The following is a 19,126-nucleotide window of genomic DNA, read 5'->3' as shown; positions in this document are numbered from 1 at the left end:
TGACGACATGTCCTCACTCAGGGTGTCCACGCCCTGGTTCGACTAGACCGGCGGTGAGAGTTCCTGGCTCCCGGGGCTTACTACCCCGGTGACAGTGGCGGGACCGCGCCGGACTTGCACCGGCTTCCTCTCGCGCCGCCGTATATGGCTTCGGCAGTCCACCACGCCCCCGAACGGCAGTCAACTTGCCGTTGACCTGCGGCGGGGGAGTGTGCTGAGGCCCACACCCGGTGCTCGGATCCGCGCATGAAAAACCCGCGGGGCGAGGAGGCACGAAAGGGTGCTTCCTAGCCCCGCGGGACGGTTGGGGAGGCGGTCCGGCCGCCTCAGGCCTTGGCGATCACCAGATGGATCCCGTACGCCACCGCCGCCGCGCACCCCGCGAAGGCCACGTACGCGCCGGCCACCGCGAGGGACGCCGAGTTGCCCTGCGCCACGGCCCGCTCGCGGCGCGACAGGCCCATGATGCCGAGGGTGAACAGGGCCACGAGGCCCACCGTGACCGCGAGGCTGACGCCGAAGACGGAGCCCAGGGCTGCCCAGTCGATCTTCATGCTGCTTCTCTTCCTTCGTACCGGGAGGCGGGCTCAGACGGCCGCGGCCGGCGGGGTCGCCGGGTCGGGGGCGGCGGTCACGGGGGCCGGGGCGGGGATCGTCGCCGTCAGGCCCTCGGTCACCGTGCCCGTGGGGGGCGGGGTCACGGCGGCGATCGCCGTGGTCACCACGCCCGCGGGTTCGTCGGTCTCGTTGACGTTCGACGCGTCGACGACCTCGCGCCGGGAGATCTTCCAGATGGCCGCACTGGCGACGACCAGGAAGACGGCGACGACGGCGGTGCCCCAGTCGCCGAGATCCGTGACGGACTCCGCGCCCGCACCGACCAGGGCCGCGGCCGGCAACGTCAGGCACCAGGCCACGAGCATGCGGGTCGCCGTCGACCAGCGGACCACGCCGCCCTTGCGGCCGAGACCCGCGCCCATCACCGAACCGGAGACCGAGTGGGTGGTGGAGAGCGAGAAGCCGAGGTGCGAGGAGGCCAGGATGACCGTGGCCGCGCTGGTCTGGGCGGCGAAGCCCTGCTGCGGCTGGAGCTCGGTCAGGCCCTTGCCCATGGTGCGGATGATGCGCCAGCCACCGAGCCAGGTGCCGAGCGCGATGGCGAGGCCCGCGGAGAGGATGACCCAGGTGGGCGGGTCGGAGTCGGGGGCGACGGCGCCGCCGGCGACCAGGGCGAGGGTGATGATGCCCATCGTCTTCTGTGCGTCGTTGGTGCCGTGGGCCAGCGAGACCAGGCCCGCGGAGGCGATCTGGCCGACGCGGTAGCCCTTCTCTGCGGCCTTGCCGTCGGCCTTCTTGCCGAGGGTGTACGACAGCCGGGTCGCGAGCAGCGCTGCCAGGCCCGCGACGATCGGGGCGGCGAGCGCCGGGATGAGCACCTTGGTGACGAGCACGTCGCCGTGCACCGCGCCCATGCCGGCCGAGGCGATGGTGGCGCCGATCAGGCCGCCCATCAGGGCGTGCGAGGAACTGGAGGGAAGGCCGACGAGCCAGGTCAGCAGGTTCCAGAGGATCGCGCCGACCAGCGCCGCGAAGATGACCTCGGGACGTATGCCGGTCTCGTCGACGAGACCCTTGGAGATCGTGTTGGCGACCTCCACGGAGAGGAAGGCACCCGCAAGGTTCAGCGCGGCGGACATGGCCACCGCGACCTTGGGCTTGAGCGCGCCGGTCGAGATGGTGGTGGCCATCGCGTTGGCGGTGTCGTGGAAACCGTTCGTGAAATCAAACGCGAGTGCGGTCACTACCACAATCGCGAGGATCAGCGAGAAGTTTTCCATTTACCCAGGCAATCGTTCGAAGTCAACGGTCGGTTGACCGTAGGCAACCTGGGTGAACGGAAGATGAACTGAGGGAGGCTGCGCGATGTCCGGATGAGGGGGTCGCCGCTCCGCCCGGTCCCGGCGGCCCCCTGGTCCCTCGGTGTCCCTTGGCTAGTAGCCCCGGGCGAACCTCCTCAGCTGGGTCTGCGACCCGTTGAAGAGATTCTGGTCACCCGGCAGACCGCCGCTGTTGTCGTACTGCCAGAAGGTCCAGAACGACCAGCCGGCCGGCAGCGAACCCGCGGCCCCGGACTCGTGACGGGCTATCCACAGCGCGTGGTTCGAGGCGAACGCGCTGCTCCCCCCGGTGCACGTGTTCCACCAGTGGGTGGTCGTGTAGATCACGGGGTGGCGGCCGGTGAGCCGCTTCACCTCGCTGCTGAACGACTTGATCCAGCCGACCATGCTCGCCTTGCTCATGCCGTAGCACCTGTGCTTGGCGCTGTAAGGGTTGTATTCGATGTCGAGCGCGGGCGGCAGCGTCCAGCCGTCCGAGGACCACCTGCCGCCGTGGTTCACGAAGTACGCGGCCTGCGCCCTGCCCGACGACTTGTCCGGCAGCGCGAAGTGGTACGCCCCGCGGATGATGCCGGCGCTGCGGGCGCCGTTGTACTGCTGGCTGAAGTACGGGTTGCGGTAGTTCGTGGACTCGGTCGCCTTGACGTATACGAACCTGGCGCCCTTGGCCTTCGCGCTCGACCAGTCGACGTTCTTCTGGTGCGAAGAGACGTCGTGCCCCTTCGGTAGGCCCGCCGCCGATGCCGGAAGGTCGGCGAGAGCTGCCCCTGCGACGGTGAGTGCCGCCACGGAGACCGCGATGACGCGGGCGCGACGGCGGAACGGTTTGCGATCACGAGCCATATTTCCCCCCGGAATGGCGACGTGCACGACAAAACAACGGGAGATTACTGGAAGGTCGTCGAATGCTCGGCGATCTCCGGCCAAGAACCGAGAGAGACGGATATGTCCCTATAGCGGGTCTTTCGAAGGCATGGCTTCCGCCCTAAAGTGCCCCCGCCCGGCGGCGGGTCGAGGGTGTGCCTGGCAGGATCGCGGCATGGCTGAGCAGCGGCGGGACCAGCGAGGCGAACGGGATGCGCGGGAAGGTGTGCAGGACGCGCCGGGGCGGTGGGGGAGGGACGTGAGTGCCGAGACGGCCCACGCCTGGGAAGCGCTCGTCGCGACCGCCCGCCGCACGGTCGCCGACGGACTCGTCGTCGGCACCTCCGGCAACGTCTCGGTGCGCGTCGGGGACACCGTGCTGGTCACGCCCTCGGGCGTGCCCTACGACCGGCTCACGCCCGAGGACGTGACCGGCGTCGACCTCGACGGCCGCCAGGTGCTCGGCACGCTCGTCCCGACGAGCGAACTCCCCATGCACCTTGCGATCCACCGCACCACCGACGCCCGCGCCGTCGTCCACACCCACGCCGTGCATGCGACGGCCGTCTCGACGCTCGTCCCCGAGCTCCCGGCGATCCACTACATGGCCTGCGCCCTCGGCGGCCCCGTCCGAGTTGCCCCCTATGCGACATACGGCAGTGAGGAGTTGGCCGAGAACATGCTCCACGCCCTCGCCGACCGCACCGCCTGCCTGCTGCAGAACCACGGCACGATGGCGTACGGCACCACCCTCGACCAGGCCTACGACCGCACGGCCCAGCTGGAATGGATGTGCCGCCTGTGGCTGACGGCCTCGTCGGTGCCGGGCCTGTCACCGACACTCCTCTCCCCGCAGCAGCTGGCGGAGGCGGCGGACAAGCTGCGCGGGTACGGGCAACGACAGTGAGGCCCGCACGCCCGCAGTCGGCGTGCCGGCAGGGGCGAGCAGGCTCGCACAACCGCGGTCGCTGCGGTCGCCGCGGGCGGCGCGGCTGTCGGTCGCCCGCATCACCCTGATGCTGCGGTCCCCGCAGCGGGTGGCGGAGGCGGGGAGGGGGTGCGTGCGCACGGCCAACCGTAGTGAGGTCCGTACAGCCGTGGTGGGCGTGAACGCGGCACGGCTGCCGGCGACCTCGCCTCACCCCGCCCCGTCCTCCCGCTGGCCGCAGGCGAGGTCGGCCAGGACACTGGACGGGTGCGCACAGTCAAAGCGACGGCTGCAGCCGTCACCGTAGCCCTGGCGGCCGGCGCGGCAAGCGTGGCCGCCGGCCGGTTCGCGAGCGACGCGGCGCTCAAGGCGCCGCCGGGCCGGCCGCTGCCCACCGAACCCCGGCTCACCGTGCACGCCACGGCCGCCGGCCAGATCGCGCTCACCCGCGACCTGGCGGCCATGCGCCCCGGCATCTACGGGCTCACCGGGGACGGCACCCACGCCGTCGTCGGCCCCGTCCTCGCCACGGCGACGCACACCGCCGACACCGTCGTCCGCCGCCTGGAACGGGTCACCCACGGCACCCTGGAGCCCGGCGCCCAGGTGTGGCTGACCCCCAACGTGCACATCGGCGACCCGGGCACCGCCCTCGGACTGCCCCACACCGACGTCGAGATCCCCGGTGAACTCGGCTCCCTGCCCGCCTGGTTCGTGCCCGGCGTGCGGGACACCTGGGTGATCGCCGTGCACGGGCTGGGAGCCACCCGCGAACTCCCCATGAACATCATGGAGTTCCTGCACCGCCAGCGCTTCCCGGTGCTCGCCCTCGCCTACCGCGGCGACCCCGGCGCACCCCGCTCCCCGGACGGCCTGGGCCACCTCGGCGAGACGGAGTGGCGCGACGTGGACGCGGCGATCCGGCACGCCGTCAGCCACGGCGCCAAACAGGTCGTCCTGCACGGCTGGTCGACCGGCGCCACCATGGCGCTGCGCGCCGCCGCCCACTCCGGGCTGCGCGACAGCATCTCCGGACTGGTCCTGGACTCCCCGGTGCTCAGCTGGGCCACGACACTGCGCGCCCTCGCCGCGGCCCGCCGCACACCGGGCGCACTGCTGCCGCTCGCCGTCCGCGCCGCCCAGGGACGTACCGGCATGGAGCGCGAGCGCACCGCCGAGGCCGAGCAGCTCACCGTGCCGACCCTGATATTCCACGGCCCGGACGACACCCTGGCCCCCTGGGAGTACTCCCGCCGTCTCGCCCACGCCCGTCCCAACCTGATCGCTCTGCGCACGGTCCCGAACGCCCCGCACTCAGCGATGTGGAACGCCGACCCGGAGGCCTACGAAGAAGCGTTGCGCCGCTTTCTGACCCCGCTGATGTGACCGCCTCCACCGGCCCCTCACCCTGCTCGCGCACCCCTTTCGACCCGGACTTCACTCGGCTCGTGCATCTGCTCCTTCGACCCTTCGCCCTGCTCGCGCACCCCTTTCGTGCCGGGTTTCGCTCGGCTCGCGCACTCGCTCCTCCGAACCCCTGCCCTGCCCGCGCGCTCCCCCTCCGCCGGTGCCTCCCCCCGCTCGTGCGCCCCCGTCCGGCACCCCTGCCCGCGATGCCGAGCCGGAGCGGAGCTGAACGGTCGGCACGATTCCGTTTAAGGCCGTACCACTGGCTTGTTCCCGTCCCCGAGCCGCCCGCCGGACCCCGTGCGTTGGCCAGTCCCGTCGCCCGCCGTGACATTCCGTTTGGGTTTTCGGACCGTCAACCGGAAGACTGCACCCGTGACGTCCCGTATCCCGCGCGACTCCAGGCTTCGACTCGTCGGCCCGCGATCCCTGTCCGCCGCCCCCAGAGCCGTGAACCAGCGCCGCCCGCGCCGCGCCGCACCCCGCCCCCCGGAGGGCACACCGGCACCCGCGGAGCTGGCCAGAATGGCTCGCTCCCAGCTGGCCGCCGCGGCCCGCGTCGCCCGCTGGGCCGACGCCGCGCTCGGCCCGGGCAGCGACGGCGCGACCGCCGACGGCAAGGCCACCCTCGCCGACGCGACCGCCGAACGGGCCGCCCGGGATCTCGGCCTGACCGTGACTCAGGTGCGCGCCGACTGGGACACCGCCCGCCTCGCCGGCCTCGTCGAGGTGCATGGCGACAGCGCCCGCCCCGGCTGGCGGCTGCGCGCCTGGAACCGCGACGACAGCGCCGTCCTGCGCGGCTGGGTCGCCCTTTTCGACGCCTGGTCCCTCGCCCACGCGGAACCCGCGGACCACGAGCCCGCCGCCGTCGCCGAGGTCGTCTCGGCCATGCCCCAGGTGCTCTCCTTCCTCCAGCTGTCCGCCGGGCCCGTCCCGGTCGAGCAGCTCCTCGACCTCCTGGAGCAGCGGGTCACGGAACTGCGCACCGAGCGCTGCGAGATCCCGTACGGCCCCCAGCCGGAGCCCGTGGAGCCGCCCCAGGACACGCCCCTGGCCCCCCTCCTCGACTGGGCCCTGCGCGCCCTCGCCTCCGTCGGCGCCCTCACCTACGGCGGCGGACACGCCACGCTCACCCCGCTCGGCAGCTGGGCGGTCTGGGTCAAGCTGGAGCAGATCTGCGTCGCCGCGCAGAGCCCCGCCGGGAACATCGAGGTCGCCGCCGACGAGATGCTCCGCGGCTGTGCCCAGCTGCGCCCCAACGCCGCCCGCGCCGAATACCGCGCCTGGCTCGCCGCCCGCCCCGTCGGCAGCGCCGTCACCGAACTCATCGCCGCCGCCCGCGGCGACGACGCCCTGCTGCGCGGCCTCGCCTTCGAGGCACTGCGCGTGGTCGGCGCCCCCGCCGAGCCGGACGTCAGCGCCGTCGCCGACGAGCCGACCCTGCGGCCGTACGCCCTGCTGTGGCTCGCCGAGCACGACGGCGTCGACCCCGAGGACGCCCACGAGGTCCTCACCCGCGAAGAGGCCACCTGGCTGTGGGTCGACACCGCCGCCGCGGTCGCCGACCACGGCGAGGCCCCGATGCTCGTACGCCACCTGGAGTCGGCCGTGCAGCCGACGGTCCCGCTCCTCCTGGAAGAGGTACGGGCCGTCGGCCATCCCCGCACCGTCCAGGTCCTCGTCGCCCTCGCCGCGGCCCACCCGGACCCGGCCCTGGCCAAGGCGGTGCGCCGAGCCGCGTTCCAGGTGCACACGGGCGGAAGCTGAGCAGGAGGCGCACTCCTCGGCGGTCCGGCAATGGCTTTGTAGGCCGACGGTTCGGCAGGGGCTTGTGGGCCGGCGGTCGGGCAGCGGCTTTTTACGGGGCGCGGGGAACTGCGCGACCAGCCACAATGCAGCCGCAGACGCGCGACGGCATATCGCGGCACATCATTAGGCGCTCGGCGTAGGGGCCGAACGGGGGACATCCCCGCTCGCCCACCGCCGTATCCCCCGCACAGCCCGCGCACGCGACTACGCTCTGCGCCGAATCCGAGCCAAGGGGCGCCGAAGGGGGCAAGGTGGTCGTTCAGCCGGTCGAGGTGACGGACCCGAACCCCGCCGCCCCGGGCCGCACCGTGCCCCCGGCCCTTCGCCGCCGCCTCCCCACCGCCCTCGCCCTCCTCGTGGCGGCGCCCGTCCTGGCAGCCCTCCACGCAGCCCGTCCCGCCCCCTACGGCGACCACTTCACCGCCGCCTCGTCCTACGCCCGCGAGGGCCGCCACCCACTCGCCGTGCTCCCCGCGCGCGGGAGCGCCGTCACGCTCTGGGACGACGGAGTGGTCACCGCCGACGACGGCGTCACCGTCCGCTGGCACCGCGCCCTGCCCGCGGCCGAGGACTGGCTGCCCGCCCACGGCGGAACCGGAGTGCTGCGCCCCCTGGGCCGGGGGATCCTCGCCGTCGTCACGCCGCCCCGCATCGCCGCCTACCGCCTCGCCGACGGCGACCTGCGCTGGGTGGTGCCCGCGCGCGAAGGGTGCGCCTTCGCACCCGAGCGTGCCGTACGTCACGCCGGAGCACTGATCGTCGCCCAGCCCTGCCCGGCGGCGGCCTGGACGTCCCAGCTCATCGCCGTGGACGACCTGGGCCGGATCACCCCGCACCGCACCCCCCTCGGCAACGACCTTCCCGCCAGGCGGCCCGAACACCCGAACACAGAAAAAGTGCTTGCACGGCCCCGTTAGACTTGGCCCATGGCCATTCTCCTCGCGCATTAGACGGCGGGAACGCCTCAGCCGCCCACCCGTCAACCCTTTCTGCCCTGGAGCCTGTCCGTGATCTCCGCCTCCGGTATCGAGCTGCGCGCCGGTGCCCGCGTCCTCATCGAGTCCGCCTCCTTCCGCATCGCCAAGGGCGACCGCATCGGCCTGGTCGGCCGTAACGGCGCGGGCAAGACCACCCTCACCAAGGTCCTGGCCGGCGAGGGCATGCCCGCCGGCGGCACGGTCACCCGCTCCGGTGAGGTCGGCTACCTCCCGCAGGACCCCCGCACCGGCGACCTTGACATCCTCGCTCGCGACCGCATCCTCTCGGCCCGCGGTCTCGACGTACTGATCCGCAAGATGCGCGACAACGAACAGCGCATCGCCAACGGGCAGGGCGCGACCCGCGAGAAGGCGCTGAGGCAGTACGAGCGCCAGGAGACGGAGTTCCTCACCAAGGGCGGGTACGCCGCCGAGGCCGAGGCCGCCACCATCGCCGCCGCGCTCAACCTGCCCGACCGGGTGCTCGGCCAGCCGCTGCACACGCTCTCCGGCGGTCAGCGCCGCCGTATCGAACTGGCGCGCATCCTGTTCTCGGACGCGGACACCCTGCTGCTCGACGAGCCCACGAACCACCTCGACGCGGACTCGATCGTCTGGCTGCGCGACTACCTGAAGACCTACCGCGGCGGCTTCATCGTGATCTCCCACGACGTCGACCTGGTCGACACGGTCGTCAACAAGGTGTTCTACCTGGACGCCAACCGCGCCCAGATCGACATCTACAACATGGGCTGGAAGCTCTACCAGCAGCAGCGCGAGGCCGACGAGAAGCGCCGCAAGCGCGAGCGGGCCAACGCCGAGAAGAAGGCCGCCGCCCTCCATTCGCAGGCCGACAAGATGCGCGCCAAGGCCACCAAGACGGTCGCCGCGCAGAACATGGCCCGGCGCGCGGACAAGCTGCTCTCCGGCCTGGAGGCGGTGCGCCAGAGCGACAAGGTCGCCAAGCTGCGCTTCCCCGAGCCCGCGCCGTGCGGCAAGACGCCGCTCACCGCCGAGGGACTGTCGAAGTCGTACGGCTCGCTGGAGATCTTCACCGACGTCGACCTGGCCATCGACAAGGGCTCCCGCGTCGTCATCCTCGGCCTCAACGGCGCCGGCAAGACGACCCTGCTGCGTCTCCTCGGCGGCGTCGAGAAGCCCGACACCGGCGAGGTGATCGAGGGCCACGGCCTCAAGCTCGGCTACTACGCGCAGGAGCACGAGACCCTCGACCCGGAGCGCTCGGTCCTGGAGAACATGCGCTCCTCCGCGCCCGACCTGGACCTCGTCGAGGTCCGCAAGGTGCTGGGCTCGTTCCTGTTCTCCGGCGACGACGTCGACAAGCCGGCCGGCGTACTGTCCGGCGGCGAGAAGACCCGCCTCGCCCTCGCGACCCTGGTCGTCTCCTCCGCGAACGTGCTGCTGCTGGACGAGCCGACCAACAACCTCGACCCCGCCAGCCGCGAGGAGATCCTCGGCGCCCTGCGCACCTACAAGGGCGCGGTCGTCCTGGTCACCCACGACGAGGGCGCGGTCGAGGCGCTGCAGCCGGAGCGGATCATTCTGCTGCCGGACGGCGTCGAGGACCTGTGGGGCGCGGACTACGCGGACCTCGTCGCCCTCGCCTGAGAGCCTCCGAGGCCTCATGGGAGTCAGCACAGCTTGATCGAAGGCGTGATCCACAGCGTATGGATCATTCGGCCGATCCGTGATCCATCATCTGTGTGAGATCTCCTCGTACCGAGGTGTGTCCTACATCCATTTTCCGGCCGAGCCCTTTATCGACAAGGGCTCGGCCGTCGTACGTCTCTGACCTGGCAATTCATAAAAGAACCCGTTCGGCGGTACGAACGCAGACCGGGGGAATTACTGGTTCCGCTTGTGGGGACGCGCTCCCGTCGTCAAAACCCTGTCTCACGGACCTTGCCGAATGGGTGGCCATGAAAGCCCGGAGGGGTGATCATGAGGGGACCAGAGCGCACTTCCCATGAGGAGGCACGGGTGGCCGAGACTCTGAAGAAGGGCAGCCGGGTAACCGGCGCCGCGCGCGACAAGCTCGCGGCAGACCTGAAGAAGAAGTACGACTCCGGTGCGAGCATTCGGGCACTGGCCGAGGAAACCGGCCGCTCGTATGGCTTCGTGCACCGGATGCTCAGTGAGTCGGGCGTCACGCTCCGTGGGCGTGGCGGGGCGACGCGGGGCAAGAAGGCCGCCTCGTCCTGATCCCGGGCGGCCCATCGGCTTCGATGGTGGCCACCCGGTCGGTCGGCAGATCGGCCGGGTGGTTACTGTGCAGTCACTTAGCTTTGCGCTTTAGCTTGCTCTGCTGACCGCACTCATCGGAGGCACCCCATGGTTTCGCCTGCCCAGGACCTCGGTCCGCTGCTCGACAAGGACGGCGTTCGGCTCACCGTCGACGACGCGATCGCCACGGTGACGCTGACCAACCCGGCCAAGCGCAATGCGCAGAGCCCCGCAATGTGGCGTGCGCTCGCCGAGGCCGGGAGGGTCCTGCCGGGGTCCGTCCGCGTCGTCGTGCTGCGCGCCGAGGGGCAGTCCTTCTCGGCCGGGCTCGACCGGCAGATGTTCACGCCCGAGGGAATCGAGGGCGAGCCGACGTTCATCGACCTTGCGCGCAGCAGCGACGGTGAACTCGACGCGAGCATCGCCGAGTTCCAGGCCGGTTTCACCTGGTGGCGGCGGAGCGACCTCGTGTCCATCGCCGCCGTCCAGGGCCACGCCATCGGTGCGGGCTTCCAGCTCGCGCTCGCCTGTGACCTGCGCGTCGTCGCCGACGACGTGCAGTTCGCCATGCGTGAGACCAGCCTCGGGCTGGTGCCGGACCTGACCGGGACGCATCCGCTGGTGGGGCTGGTCGGCTATGCCCGCGCGCTGGAGATCTGTGCGACCGGGCGTGCCGTCCTGGCCGAGGAGGCCGTCAGCACGGGGCTCGCCAATATCGCGGTGCCGGGTGAGCAGCTCGACGGGGCGGTACGAGACCTGGCGTCGGCGATTCTGGCTGCGCCGCGGGATGCCGTGATCGAGACCAAGGCGCTGATCCGCGGGGCGCAGGGGCGGTCCTACGACGAGCAGCGTGCGGCCGAGCGGGCCGCTCAGGCTCGGCGGCTGCGGGATCTTGCCGGTCTCGGTGAGTGAGCCTCCGGCGGTGCGGGGTCTTTTGTCTGCGGCGTCGTCGTGGCTGGTCGCGCCCCGCGGCGGAGCCGCATGTCGATACGGCCCCGCGCCCCTTGGGGGCGCGTCAGCCGACCGCAGTCACCAGCACCGCCACCGTCGGGTGATCCGGTAGCGACTCCGCGACCGCCGCACGGACCTCGCGGGCCACGTCCGACGCCCGGTGGGTTGCGCTCACCGCGAGTTCCACGCGTGCGTGGCGGTGCGGTAGCGCGCCCTCCTCCTGGAGGGCCGTGATGTGCACCGCCGCGCGGCCCAGGCCGCCCGACAGATAGGCGACGCCCGGGACCATCAGGGCGGCGGATGCCACGCGTAGTTCGTCCTCGTCGTCGGGCTCCGCGGCGCGTGGCGGCTCCGGTGTTCGTACGGGGGCGGGTTCCGGTTCCTCGTCCAGCAGGGCCGTGACGCGTAGGTCCACCTCGGCCAGCGCCAGGCCGAGCAGTTCCGTCGCCGCGGCTGCCAGCGTCGTGCGTACGAGAGCCGCCCTCGTCGGCAGCGGCTCGGACGCCGTCGTGGCGAAGTCCGCCGTCACACGCAGCGGTCCGGGGGGCAGGGCGCTCGGCGGCGGCGGTACGGCGGGGTCGTGAGCGGTGTCCGGGTCGGCGAGCGCGATGCGGAGCCCGTCCAGCCGTACCCCGCGCAGTTCCCCGGCCGTGCGCCGGAGCACCGCCTCGGCCGCCTCCTGCGAGATCCACGCGCCGTCGTGCGGCCCGCCCAGCGGCAGGAGTCTGCCCAGGCCCAACTGATGCCGTACTGTGCGCGCCCACTGTTCCGCCGTCATTCCTCCAGCCTGCCGCATCCCCGGCGCGCGGCGGCGTAACCCCACTTACCGTGGTCATAGGACGACGAACCGAAAGGGACGTGCGGCGATGACCGACATGACGGAACAGAACCGGACGAGGAACCCCCAAGGCACGAGCGAGGCCACGGACCCCCCGACGATGCGCAAGGCGCAGCCGACGCGGCGCGGCGGAGGAGACCCCGCCACCCGGGGGCGGACGACCATCGCCGACGGGGTCGTGGAGAAGATCGCCGGACTGGCCGCGCGGGACGTGGTCGGCGTGCATGCCCTCGGCAGCGGCCTCAGCCGCACCTTCGGGGCCGTGCGCGACCGGGTGCCGGGCGGCTCGAAGTCGGTGACACGGGGTGTGAAGGCCGAGGTCGGCGAGGTGCAGACGGCACTGGACCTGGAGATCGTCGTCGACTACGGCGTCTCGATCTCCGACGTCGCCCACGCCGTGCGGGAGAACGTCATCGCGGCGGTGGAGCGGATGGCGGGCCTCGAGGTCGTCGAGGTCAACATCGCGGTGAGTGATGTGAAGCTTCCCGAGGAAGAGGACGAGGAGCCGGAGCCCCGGATCCAGTGACCGGCCGGTGACCGGACAACCGCACCACCGAACCGGACAACCGCACCACTGAGGGGAGCGCACGATGAGCAGGGCCGTGGTCGGCATGATCGCCGGAATGGCGCTGGGCTTCGCCGGATACTTCGGTGGCTTCGGCGCCTTCCTGCTGGTGGCCGCCCTGGGCGCCATCGGGTTCGTCGTCGGCCGGTTCCTGGAGGGGGATCTGGAGATCGGCGAGTTCTTCCGTACGCGTGACGACCGTCGGCGGTGAGCACGGTGAGCGACGGTGTCGGTGAGCTGCGCAGACCCACGGACACCGTCGCAGCCGGCGAGCGCGGGGCCACCAGGATCGCCGACCGGGTGGTGGCGAAGATCGCCGCCCAGGCGGCCCGGGAGACCCTCAGCGACCAGACCGAGGACACCTCACCCCCGCACGCCACCGTCGTCATTCACCATGCGGCCGCCCATGTCCGCGTCCACATCGAGCTCGACTACCCCTGCGACATCGGCGCCCGATGCGCGGATGTGCGTCGACATGTCGCTTCGCGGGTAGCCGCATTGGTGGGCATGGAGGTGCCGGAGGTCGCCGTCCACGTGGAGCGGCTGCATCTGACCCCGGCGCACGGCGTGGCACAGGGGAGGACGCGATGAGCGAGCCCCAGGGCTCCGAGGGCACCACACAACGACTGCCGGTCATCGAGAAGGCACCCGAACAGGAACCGGCCTACGGGCCCCCGCCGTCCGGCCAGGACGGCGATCAGGGCCGCTTCTGGTCGGCGCGCCGCATCCCCGCGGGCATCGTGGCCCTGTTGGTCGTGGCGGTCGCGGGCCTGTTCCTGTACGACGTCGCGGCCGTACGGGCGCACCGGCACGCGATGGCCTGGCGCCGCGAACTCGCCCGCCAGCTCGCCGAGCGCCCTCTCGACGACACCTGGGTGCTCGTCGGTGCCGGGGTCGCCGCCGTCCTCGGCCTCTGGCTGCTCGTGCTGGCGGTCACGCCCGGCCTGCGCAGGATCCTGCCGATGCGGCGCACCCACGTCGACGTCCGCGCCGGACTGCACCGCGAGGCGGCCGCCTTTGTGCTGCGCGACCGCGCCATGGAGGTCGCCGGCGTCCAGTCGGTACGCGTCCGGATGCGCCGCGCCCGTGCCGATGTGTACGCCGTCTCGCACTTCCGTGAACTGGGCGACGTACGCGCCGACCTGAACGCCACGCTCGACGACGCGATCAGGGGCCTGGGGCTCACCCACCCGCCCGCGCTGTCCGTGCATGTACGGCGTCCCGGACGGAAGGGGTGAGGGCGATGCTCAGGATCGTCAACCGGGTACTGATCGGGATCATCGGACTTGCCCTGCTCCTGCTGGGCGGCTCCGTCCTGGCCGTGGGGCTCGGTGCTCCGCCGCCGTCCTGGTGGATTCACGACGGCCGGCACGACGTCCTGCTCAGTGATGCCGAACGCACCCGCTGGCAGGGCTCCGGCTGGTGGTGGCCGACCGTCATCGCCGCACTGGCCGTCCTCGTACTGCTTGCCCTGTGGTGGCTGACCGCGGTCCTGCGCCGGCGCCGGCTCGCCGAGGTCCTCGTGGACACCGGCGACGGCGAGGGCGCACTGCTGCGGGGCCGGGCCCTGGAAGGCGTACTCGCGAGCGAGGCGGGCGAGTTGGAGGGCGTGGCGCATGCCCATGTCCACCTCACGGGCCGCCGTACGGCACCCGAGACGCGCGTTCAACTCCTCCTGGAACCGCACGTGGACCCCGGGACCGCACTCCAGCACCTCACCGCTCAGGCACTGATGCACGCGCGCAACTCGGCGGGCCTGGCAGCGCTGCCGGCGGTGGTGCGTATGAAGGGCGTCAAGCACCGTGCGGAGAGGGTGAGTTGACCGCCCCTCATTTCGGGGCCCACCATGACCCGCAGTCAGAATCCGTGCCGCATGCCCCCGTCGACAGGCACCATGATCCCGGTCAGATAAGAAGCCGCCGGCGACAACAAGAACGCCGCCGTCCGCCCGAACTCCTCCGGCTTCCCGTACCGCCGCAGCGGAATACGGGATTCGTGGGCGGCACGAGTGGCCTCCGGGTCCGCGGACAATCCGTCCAGCTCGCGCACGCGGTCCGTGTCAATACGAGCCGGAAGCAGCCCGACCACCCGAATTCCCCGCGGCCCCAACTCGTCGGCGATCGACTTGGCAAACCCCGCGAGTCCCGGCCGAAGCCCGTTGGAAATCGTCAGCCCCGGAATCGGCTCGTGCACCGACCCGGACAGCACGAACCCGATGACACCCCCGGCCTCCAACTCCTCAGCCGCCGCCCGGGCGAGCCGTACCGCTCCCAGGAACACCGAGTCGAAGGCCGCCTGCCACTGCTCGTCCGTGTTGTCCGCGACGAACCCGGGTGCCGGACCGCCGACGCTGATGAGGATGCCGTCGAAGCCGCCGAACCGCTCACGCGCGGCCGCGATCAGCTGCGCCGGCGCCTCCGGGTCGGCGTTGTCGACGGCCACCCCGAACGCGTTCGGCCCCAGCTCGTCCGCCGCGGCCAGCGCACGCGTCTCGTCGCGACCCGTCACGACCACCTTCGCGCCGTCCGCGACGAGCTCGCGCGCGGCGGCGTTGCCGAGGCCCCGCGTGGCCCCCGTGACGACGTACACCCGGTCCTTCAGTCCAAGATCCATGGCCCCTATCCTGCCTCGCCGTCCCCGAACAGGGCGAGGGCGGTGTTCACCAGGCCGACGTGGCTGAAGGCCTGAGGGAAGTTGCCGAGCTGGCGGTCGGCGACGGGGTCGTACTCCTCGGACAGCAGACCCACGTCGTTGGTGAGGCCCACCAGCCGTTCGAACAGCTCCCGTGCCTCCTTCTTGCGGCCCGTCATGTGCAGTGCGTCCGCGAGCCAGAACGAGCACACGAGGAACGTGCCCTCGTCGCCGGGCAGTCCGTCGACCGTCGTCTCGTCGGTGCTGTAGCGGCGCAGGAAGCCGTGGTGGCCCAGCTCCTCGCGGATCGCGTCGATGGTGCCGGTCACGCGCGGGTCGTCCGGCGGCAGGAATCCGACGCGCGGGATGAGCAGCAGCGCGGCGTCGAGTTCGCGGGAGCCGTAGGACTGTGTGAACGTGTTCCGCTCGGCGTCGAAGCCCTTCTCGCACACCTCGCGGTGCACCTCGTCGCGCAGCGCGCGCCAGCCGTCCAGGTCGCCGCGCAGCTTCGGGTTCTCCTCCAGCGTGCGTACGGCACGGTCGGCGGCCACCCACACCATGATCTTGGAGTGGACGAAGTGGCGCCGGCCACCGCGCACCTCCCACAGCCCCTCGTCGGGCTGTCGCCACTCCGCGTGCAGCCAGTCCATCAGGGAGGCCTGGATCCCCCACATGTGCGGCTTGACGGGCAGGCCCGAACTCCGGGCCAGCCACAGCGAGTCCAGGACCTCGCCGTACACGTCCAGCTGCAGCTGGTGCACCGCCTCGTTGCCGATCCGTACCGGCGTCGACCCCGCGAAGCCGGACAGCCACGGCAGTTCGAACTCGGGCAGCCGCCGCTCGCCCGACAGGCCGTACATGATCTGCAGGTCGGCCGGGTCGCCCGCGACCGCGCGCAGCAGCCAGTTCCGCCAGGCCTCGGCCTCCTCGTGGTAGCCGCAGGTCAGCAGGGCGCCGAGCGTGAGGGTGGAGTCGCGCAGCCAGCAGTAGCGGTAGTCCCAGTTGCGCACCCCGCCGAGCTCCTCGGGCAGGGAGGTGGTGGGGGCGGCGACGATGCCGCCGGTCGGCGCGTAGGTGAGGGCCTTGAGAGTGATCAGGGAGCGCAGCACGGCGTCGCGGTGCGGACCGTCGTAGCGGCATGCGTCGGACCACTTCTGCCAGTCCTCCACACTGGTGTGCAGGGCCTTGTACGGGTCGATCCGGGGCGGCCGCGGGTGGTGCGAGGGGTGCCAGGTGAGCACGAACGCGACCTTCTCCCCCTTCTTCACGGTGAACTCCGAGTGTGTGCCGTAGTCCTCGCCCCAGGTGCGCACCGGGGGGTCGCTGCGCAGCCACACCGAGTCCGGTCCGGCGATCGCCACCCGGTGGCTGTCCGTTTTGCGCATCCACGGCACGATCGAGCCGTAGTCGAAGCGCAGCCGCAGCGTGCTGCGGACGGTCACCGTGCCGTGCAGGCCCTCGACGACGCGTACGAGGTCGGGGGCGCGGTCGCGCTGCGGCATCAGGTCGGTGACGCGCACCGCGCCCTCGTCGGTCTCCCACTCGGTGTCCAGGACGAGGGTGCCGGGGCGGTAGGCGCGGCGGGTGCAGGGGCCCTTGGAGCCCTTGGGGGCGATGCGCCAGTGGCCGTTCTCCTTGTCTCCGAGCAACTTGGCGAAGCAGGCCGGCGAGTCGAAGCGGGGCAGACACAACCAGTCGACGGAGCCGTCCCGGCCGACCAGGGCCGCGGTCTGTTCGTCGCCGATGAGCGCGTAGTCCTCGATACGGGGGTGCACGGAGTTGCGGGTTCCCGCAAGGACCCCAGGGCAATCCGGGGTGGAGCCGGGGGAGTGACCGCGCGTGGCTACACCGCTGCGGGTTCCGCTTCCTCCGCCTGCTCCTTGGCGGCCGCTTCCTCCCGGTCACGGCGCTCGCGCCGTACCAGGACCCACCAGCCCACCGGGACACCGGCGGCGAACAGCCACCACTGGATCATGTACGCGTAGTTCAGCGGGGCGTCCTCGCTGCCGGGGTCGGAGATCTGCTCGGGGCTGTTGTCCCTCGCCTCCGGTGCCGTCTGCTCGATGTAACCGCCGAGGACCGTGGCCCCGAGCCGCCGGGCCTGGTCCGCGCTGTTGATCAGCATGACCTGCCGGTCCGGCAGCCCCTTGATCTCCTTGATGCCGCTCGCCGCGGTCGTCTCGTCGGCCTTCAGCCGCCCCTTGATGGTGACCTTGCCGGCGGGCGGTGCGGGGATCTTCGGGAAGGTGGTCTGCGCCCCGTTCGCCGGGATCCAGCCGCGGTTGACCAGCACCACCTTGCCGTCCGTCAGGACGAACGGGGTCAGGACATGGAAGCCGACCTCGTCGTCGGAGTTGGTGCGGCGCCTGACGACTTCCTCGCGGGCGGTGTCGAAGGTGCCCGTCGCGGTGACGGTGCGGTACTTGTCGGCGCTGGTGACCGCGTGCCCGGGGGAGGTGAGCCGCTCCACGGGGACCGGCTTCGCGTGCAGCGCCGCGGAGACCAGGTCGTTGCGGGCGGTGCGCATCTCGTAGCGGTGCTTCTGCCAGATGCCCAGCCTGATCATCGTGGGGATCAGGAGGAGGGCGATCAGGGTGAGGATCACCCACTGCCGGGACAACAGGAAGCGGTACACCCCACGACGGTACAACTCGGTCGTGGGGTGCATTCGGGCGGGTGGCGGGTTACACCTTGTCGACGATGCCCACCTTGCCCTCCTCGCGGGCGCAGTGCGCTCCGCAGAACCACTGGCCCTCGACCTCGACTCCCTGCCCGATGATCTGCACACGACAGTGCTCGCACACGGGTGCCATGCGGTGGATCGCGCAGGAGAAGCAGTCGAAGACGTGCACCGCTCCCTGCGCATGCACCTCGAAGGTCATTCCGTAGTCATTTCCACATACTTCACAGGTCGCCATGCGCCACAGGGTGAGCCGTCGCCGCCGCGCGGGCGAGCGGGGCGCGGGCGAGTCGCACGGCAATCACCCGTCCGTACGGGTCATCCGTCGGCGGGCTCCACATCCCTGAGCAACTGGCCGAACGCCGCCTCGTCCACCACCGGTGTCCCGTACTGCCGGGCCTTGACCACCTTCGACGTACCCGAGTCCGGGTCGTTCGTGACGAGCAGGCTGGTCAGCCGGGACAGGCTCGTCGCGACATGCAGCCCCGCCTCGACCGCGCGGTCCTCCAGCAGCTCCCGTTCGACGGAGGTGTCCCCGGAGAAGGCGATCCGCATGCCCTGCTTGAGTGGTTTGCCGTCTTCATAACGCCCTGGGTTGGGATACGGGCATACGGGCCTTTTGCGGGAGGGGCGCCAACTGCTCGGCCGATAGCTGCCGTAGCCCCCGCTCTGCTGTCCGATGCGGGGCGCCGGCCGGTCCGCCCACTCCGTCAGCGGCCGGCATTCGTGCAGCGGCAGCCGTACGCCTCCGGCCGCGGCTGCCCGCAGGCTCGGCCGGAACGCCTCCGCCAGCACGCGCGCGTCGTCCAGCGCGTGGTGCGCACGCTGCTGTACGACGCCGAAGTGGGCGGCCAGCGACTCCAGCTTGTGGTTCGGCAGCGGCAGCCCGAGCTCCTTGGAGAGCGCGATGGTGCACAGCCGCTGCCGCACCGGCGCCTCGCGCTCCGCGCGCGCATACTCCCGCGCGATCATCTGCCAGTCGAAGACCGCGTTGTGCGCGACGAGCACCCGGCCCTCAAGCCGGGTCGCGAACTCCTCGGCGATGTCCTGGAAGAGGGGCGCGCCCTCGAGCGCCTCGCTCGTCAGACCGTGGATCCACACCGGCCCCGGGTCCCGCTCCGGGTTGACCATCGTGTACCAGTGGTCCTCGACCTCGCCGCGCGCGTCCAGCCGGTAGACGGCCGCGGAGATTATCCGGTCGTCCCGGGCCAGGCCGGTGGTCTCCACGTCAACGACCGCGTATCCCTGCGGATACGCGGCCGGCCACGCCGTGGGGGAGGACGCTGCGGTCGGAAGGTCTTCGAGCATGGTCCCTGAGGATACGGCCCGGC

The 19,126-nt window shown here is 71.5% G+C and carries 21 protein-coding genes and 1 riboswitch; of the genes, 12 read left to right on the top strand and 9 right to left on the bottom strand.

From position 1 onward, the window contains the following. Positions 1–37 precede the first annotated feature (37 nt). Positions 38–179: riboswitch (cobalamin riboswitch) on the bottom strand. 147 nt (positions 180–326) lie between these two features. The 3 genes from ACWDAG_RS08580 to ACWDAG_RS08570 form a co-directional block, all read right to left on the bottom strand. Beyond that, entirely contained in the window at positions 327–554 is a 228-nt protein-coding gene (locus tag ACWDAG_RS08580; protein ID WP_398951906.1) for a hypothetical protein, read from the bottom strand. Positions 555–587: 33 nt separating this feature from the next. Beyond that, positions 588–1,838, bottom strand: coding sequence for an anion permease (locus ACWDAG_RS08575; RefSeq protein WP_450694860.1), 1,251 nt, complete (start codon positions 1,836–1,838; stop codon positions 588–590). A 153-nt stretch (positions 1,839–1,991) separates the two neighbouring features. After that, a complete protein-coding gene (locus ACWDAG_RS08570; protein WP_450694859.1) occupies positions 1,992–2,741 on the bottom strand; it encodes a lysozyme in 750 nt (249 codons plus the stop codon). A 196-nt stretch (positions 2,742–2,937) separates the two neighbouring features. Here ACWDAG_RS08570 and ACWDAG_RS08565 point away from each other — a divergent pair, with 196 nt between their 5' ends. From ACWDAG_RS08565 to ACWDAG_RS08535, 7 genes are all read left to right on the top strand, one after another. Continuing rightward, entirely contained in the window at positions 2,938–3,669 is a 732-nt protein-coding gene (locus ACWDAG_RS08565) for a class II aldolase/adducin family protein (RefSeq protein WP_450694858.1), read from the top strand. Positions 3,670–3,957: 288 nt separating this feature from the next. Further along, positions 3,958–5,076: an alpha/beta hydrolase family protein gene (locus tag ACWDAG_RS08560; protein ID WP_450694857.1), complete on the top strand. Its 1,119-nt coding sequence runs from the start codon at positions 3,958–3,960 to the stop codon at positions 5,074–5,076. Between the two features lie 396 nt (positions 5,077–5,472). Continuing rightward, entirely contained in the window at positions 5,473–6,867 is a 1,395-nt protein-coding gene (locus tag ACWDAG_RS08555) for a hypothetical protein (protein ID WP_450694856.1), read from the top strand. A 293-nt stretch (positions 6,868–7,160) separates the two neighbouring features. Continuing rightward, complete coding sequence (locus ACWDAG_RS08550) at positions 7,161–7,826, top strand: hypothetical protein (RefSeq protein ID WP_450694855.1); 666 nt, start codon at positions 7,161–7,163, stop codon at positions 7,824–7,826. Between the two features lie 90 nt (positions 7,827–7,916). Next, the gene (locus ACWDAG_RS08545; protein ID WP_450694854.1) at positions 7,917–9,515 is read left to right on the top strand and encodes an ABC-F family ATP-binding cassette domain-containing protein; all 1,599 of its coding nucleotides are present in this window, start codon (positions 7,917–7,919) and stop codon (positions 9,513–9,515) included. A gap of 372 nt (positions 9,516–9,887) precedes the next feature. Then, entirely contained in the window at positions 9,888–10,109 is a 222-nt protein-coding gene (locus ACWDAG_RS08540; protein WP_004002281.1) for a helix-turn-helix domain-containing protein, read from the top strand. A 129-nt stretch (positions 10,110–10,238) separates the two neighbouring features. Beyond that, positions 10,239–11,042 (top strand): enoyl-CoA hydratase/isomerase family protein, encoded by an 804-nt coding sequence (locus tag ACWDAG_RS08535; RefSeq protein WP_450694853.1) that lies wholly within the window; start codon positions 10,239–10,241, stop codon positions 11,040–11,042. 103 nt (positions 11,043–11,145) lie between these two features. On the opposite strand, the gene ACWDAG_RS08530 is transcribed toward ACWDAG_RS08535, so the two are convergent. Then, positions 11,146–11,859 carry a nucleopolyhedrovirus P10 family protein gene (locus tag ACWDAG_RS08530; RefSeq protein ID WP_450694852.1) on the bottom strand — a complete coding sequence of 238 codons (714 nt, stop codon included), beginning with the start codon at positions 11,857–11,859 and terminating at the stop codon, positions 11,146–11,148. 88 nt (positions 11,860–11,947) lie between these two features. Here ACWDAG_RS08530 and ACWDAG_RS08525 point away from each other — a divergent pair, with 88 nt between their 5' ends. From ACWDAG_RS08525 to amaP, 5 genes are all read left to right on the top strand, one after another. Next, positions 11,948–12,445, top strand: coding sequence for an Asp23/Gls24 family envelope stress response protein (locus tag ACWDAG_RS08525; protein WP_450694851.1), 498 nt, complete (start codon positions 11,948–11,950; stop codon positions 12,443–12,445). A gap of 64 nt (positions 12,446–12,509) precedes the next feature. After that, a complete protein-coding gene (locus tag ACWDAG_RS08520; protein WP_450694850.1) occupies positions 12,510–12,695 on the top strand; it encodes a hypothetical protein in 186 nt (61 codons plus the stop codon). Beyond that, positions 12,692–13,075 (top strand): Asp23/Gls24 family envelope stress response protein, encoded by a 384-nt coding sequence (locus tag ACWDAG_RS08515; protein WP_450694849.1) that lies wholly within the window; start codon positions 12,692–12,694, stop codon positions 13,073–13,075. Before ACWDAG_RS08520 ends, ACWDAG_RS08515 begins: the two co-directional genes overlap by 4 nt. Continuing rightward, positions 13,072–13,722, top strand: coding sequence for a DUF6286 domain-containing protein (locus tag ACWDAG_RS08510; protein WP_450694848.1), 651 nt, complete (start codon positions 13,072–13,074; stop codon positions 13,720–13,722). Before ACWDAG_RS08515 ends, ACWDAG_RS08510 begins: the two co-directional genes overlap by 4 nt. A gap of 5 nt (positions 13,723–13,727) precedes the next feature. Further along, positions 13,728–14,306: an alkaline shock response membrane anchor protein AmaP gene (amaP, locus tag ACWDAG_RS08505; protein ID WP_450694847.1), complete on the top strand. Its 579-nt coding sequence runs from the start codon at positions 13,728–13,730 to the stop codon at positions 14,304–14,306. Between the two features lie 35 nt (positions 14,307–14,341). Here the strand turns inward: amaP and ACWDAG_RS08500 are convergent, their stop codons facing one another. The 5 genes from ACWDAG_RS08500 to ACWDAG_RS08480 form a co-directional block, all read right to left on the bottom strand. Beyond that, positions 14,342–15,097 carry an SDR family oxidoreductase gene (locus ACWDAG_RS08500; RefSeq protein WP_450694846.1) on the bottom strand — a complete coding sequence of 252 codons (756 nt, stop codon included), beginning with the start codon at positions 15,095–15,097 and terminating at the stop codon, positions 14,342–14,344. Positions 15,098–15,102: 5 nt separating this feature from the next. Beyond that, positions 15,103–16,890 carry a glycoside hydrolase family 15 protein gene (locus ACWDAG_RS08495; RefSeq protein ID WP_450694845.1) on the bottom strand — a complete coding sequence of 596 codons (1,788 nt, stop codon included), beginning with the start codon at positions 16,888–16,890 and terminating at the stop codon, positions 15,103–15,105. 68 nt (positions 16,891–16,958) lie between these two features. Beyond that, positions 16,959–17,750, bottom strand: coding sequence for an SURF1 family cytochrome oxidase biogenesis protein (locus tag ACWDAG_RS08490; protein WP_450694844.1), 792 nt, complete (start codon positions 17,748–17,750; stop codon positions 16,959–16,961). 49 nt (positions 17,751–17,799) lie between these two features. Then, entirely contained in the window at positions 17,800–18,033 is a 234-nt protein-coding gene (locus tag ACWDAG_RS08485) for a hypothetical protein (protein ID WP_450694843.1), read from the bottom strand. A gap of 80 nt (positions 18,034–18,113) precedes the next feature. Beyond that, positions 18,114–19,103 (bottom strand): DEDDh family exonuclease, encoded by a 990-nt coding sequence (locus ACWDAG_RS08480; protein ID WP_450694842.1) that lies wholly within the window; start codon positions 19,101–19,103, stop codon positions 18,114–18,116. Positions 19,104–19,126 lie beyond the last annotated feature (23 nt).

Source organism: Streptomyces sp. NPDC001157, from assembly GCF_053598255.1.
This window is presented reverse-complemented; position numbering and strand designations above follow the sequence as displayed.